We start from the raw sequence: 597 nt of genomic DNA on the forward strand, positions 1-597 counted from the left end.
TTTATTTCCTCAGTCGTCCCCGTAGGTTCGGGAAAAGCCTGCTTGTGTCTACCCTGAAGAACTATTTCTTAGGTAAGAAAGAGCTGTTCAAAGGACTTGCCATCGAGAAGCTGGAAACGGAATGGAGGGAATATCCCGTATTCCACATCGACTTCAATGGAAGCAACTTCACCGTTCCGGGTACATTGGAAGATATACTGGAAGGTACCATAAAAGGTTGGGAACGGGAATACGGAAAGAGCCAGGACTATACGGATATTGGGAAACGCTTTGCATACGTCCTCAAACAGGCTCACAAACAATCGGGTAGACGTTGTGTGGTGTTGATTGACGAATACGACAAGCCTATCCTGGACGTACTCGATACGGGCATTAAGGGAGAACAGGAGGAAACGCTGCTGGAGGACCGGAACCGGGAAGTGCTGAAAGGATTCTATTCGGTATTCAAGGCTGCGGACGATGACCTGCAGTTTGTCTTGCTCACCGGAGTTACCAAGTTCTCGCAGGTAAGCGTGTTCAGCGGTTTCAACCAGCCTGCCGACATCAGCATGGACATACGCTATGAAGCCCTGTGCGGTATCACCCAGGAAGAACTGG

Annotated in this window: 1 protein-coding gene; it reads left to right on the top strand. The window is 49.6% G+C overall.

The window, feature by feature from the left end; genetic code table 11:
- Nucleotides 1-597: AAA family ATPase (locus B5F78_RS16675; RefSeq protein ID WP_162608600.1), on the top strand; the 597-nt coding region annotated here is incomplete at both ends.

Source organism: Bacteroides sp. An279 (assembly GCF_002159615.1).
GTDB classification, from domain to species: Bacteria; Bacteroidota; Bacteroidia; order Bacteroidales; family Bacteroidaceae; genus Phocaeicola; species Phocaeicola intestinalis.